This is a genomic window from Candidatus Binatia bacterium (assembly GCA_036382395.1).
GTDB lineage: Bacteria > Desulfobacterota > Binatia > HRBIN30 > HRBIN30 > JAGDMS01.
Map to the genome: position 1 here is coordinate 1 of DASVHW010000079.1, position 2,846 is coordinate 2,846.

Consider the following 2,846-nt stretch of genomic DNA (forward strand, 5'->3'; position numbering starts at 1 on the left):
GCTCATCAACTGGCGCAGCGGCTCGGCGACGACAAGGTCGCCGCGCATCACGGCAGTCTGTCGCGGCGCACCCGCTTGCAGGCCGAGGAAGGGCTGAAGAGCGGCGCGCTACCGGTGGTGGTGGCGACGGCGTCGCTGGAACTCGGCATCGATGTGGGGCATGTCGATCTCGTGTGCCACCTCGGCGCCCCGCGCACACTGGCGACCTTGCTGCAGCGCGTTGGGCGCTCGGGGCACTGGCTGGGGGCAATTCCCAAAGGCATTCTGTTCCCCCTCACCCGCGACGACCTGGTGCAGTGTGCCGCCGCCATCCGAGCGGTGCGTGCCGGCCAGCTCGATCACATCACCGTCCCACAGCATCCGCTCGACATCCTGGCGCAGCAGATCGTTGCCACCGTCGCCAGCGGTGAGATCGGCGAAGAAGAGATGTGGCGGCTGGCGCGGCGCGCCTATCCGTTTCAGCACCTCGGCCGCGACGATTTCGAGGCGGTGCTGGCGATGCTGTCCGATGGCGTGGCGACGCGGCGCGGGCGGCGTTCGGCCCACGTGCATCGCGACCGGGTGCACGGCCGACTGCGCCCGCGGCGCGGGGCTCGGCTGGCCGCCATCATCAGCGGCGGTGCCATTCCCGACAACGCGGATTACGACGTCATCGAGGACCCCGCCGGTACGTTCGTCGGCAAAGTCAATGAAGACTTCGCCGTGGAGAGCATGGCGGGCGACGTCTTTCTGCTCGGCAACCGTTCGTGGCGCATTCGCCGTGTCGAGGCCGGCCGGATGCGGGTGGAGGATGCCCAGGGCGCTGCGCCGACGATCCCGTTCTGGCTGGGCGAAGCGCCCGCCCGCACCCCGGAGCTGTCGGCCGCGGTGGCGGAGTTGCGCGAACAAGTCGCCGCGCGCCTCCCGGACGTTGCCACGGCAGCCGCCTGGCTGATGGCTGAGTGCGGCCTCGATCAGGACGGCGCCGACCAGATTGTCGCCTACGTTGCGGAGACCCGTGCCGTGCTGGGTGCCGTGCCGGCGCAAGGCACGATCATTGCGGAACGCTTCTTCGACGAAAGCGGCGGTATGCAGCTCGTCCTCCACGCGCCCTTCGGCGGCCGTATCAATCGGGCCTGGGGGCTGGCACTACGCAAACGCTTCTGCCGTACGTTCGACTTCGAGCTGCAGGCGGCGGCAACCGACGACGGCATCGTCATCTCTCTCGGAGAACAACACAGTTTCCCGCTGGAGAGTGTCTTCGCCATGGTGCGATCCGCCGCACTGGAGGAAGATCTGGTGCAGGCCGCGCTGGCGGCGCCGATGTTCGGTACGCGCTGGCGCTGGAACGCGACGCGGGCGCTCGCCCTGCTGCGCCACTCGGGTGGGCGGCGGGTGCCCATGCCCATCCAGCGCATGCGCGCCGAGGACCTGCTCGCGGCCGTCTTCCCTGCGCAGCTTGCCTGCGGTGACAACCATCCTGGTGGGCCGATCGACCTGCCCGATCACCCGCTGGTGCAGGAGACCATTGCCAACTGCCTGCATGAGGCGATGGACGTGGACGGCTTGCGCGCCATCATCGAGGCAATCGAGCAGGGCAGGGTGCGGACCCTGGCGATCGACACGGCCGCACCCTCGCCGATGTCGCACGAAATCCTGAACGCCAATCCCTACGCCTTTTTGGATGATGCGCCACTCGAAGAACGCCGGGCGCGGGCGGTGTCGCTGCGCCGGATCGATCCCGAATTGGCGGGTGGCATCGGTGCCCTCGATGAGGCGGCGATTGACGAAGTGCGCGCGCAAGCCTGGCCTGATGTGCGTGACGCCGATGAGCTGCACGACCTGCTGCTCAGTCTGGTGGTCTTACCCACCCATCTGCTGGCCAGCTGGGCGGAATTGTCAGCACAACTCATTCGTGATGGTCGCGCCACGTATGCCCGCTGCGAAGGGCGTGCGGCCCTGGTTGCTGCCGAGCGTGCCGGGCTCGTGCATGCGGCATTGCCGGAGGCGACGTTGGCGCCGCCGGTTGCGTTTCGGGACATCGCCTCGTGTGAGCCGGAAGACGCCGTCCGCAGGATCGTACAAGGCTGGATGGAGTGCCTCGGGCCAGTGACGGTGTCGGGCTTGGCCGCGCTCCTTGGTGTCGCAGAGAACACGGTCGAGGCGGCACTGTCGCGGCTCGAATCGGAAGGGATCGTGCTGCGGGGGAGATTCACAAGAGTCGACGCTGGACTTCCAACGATCGAATGGTGCGACCGGAGGCTGCTGGCGCGCATCCACCGCCTGACGATCGGCCGGCTGCGGCGCGAGATCGAGCCGGTGTCGCCGGCGGATTTCATCCGCTTTCTCCTGCGCTGGCAGCATGTGCATCCGGGGACGCAGCTGCACGGCAGAGACGGCGTGGCGCAGGTGATCGGGCAGCTGCAGGGCCTCGAGTTGCCGGCGCCTGCCTGGGAGCGGGACATCTTGCCGGCCCGCGTCAACCTCTACAATCCGGCCGACCTCGAGCAGCTCTGCCTGGCGGGTGAGGTTGCTTGGGGAAGGCTGCGGCTGGCTGTTGCCGACGAACCGGATGACGACGGGACTCCGGCGCCCCGCCGCCGCAGAGCCGCGCCCACGCGCGCGGCGCCGCTGGCGTTTGTCCTGCGTGAGGCACTGCCGGCGCTCCTGGAACCCGAGCCGCCTGAGGTCGACCTGCTGCACGATCTGTCGGTGGGGGCTCGCGAGGTGTTCGTGTACCTACAGCAACACGGTGCCGCTTTCCTTTCCGACATCGCTCGCGCCACTGGACGCTTGCCCGTGCAGACGGAGGCAGCGCTGTGGGAGCTGGTTGCCCGCGGCTTGGTCACCGGTGACGGCATTGCCGG

The 2,846-nt window shown here is 68.6% G+C and carries 1 protein-coding gene; it reads left to right on the plus strand.

The annotated features are described in order from the left end of the window. Window positions 1–2,846, plus strand: a 2,846-nt coding sequence (locus VF515_04105; protein ID HEX7406818.1) for a helicase-related protein, incomplete at both ends; no start/stop codon positions are given.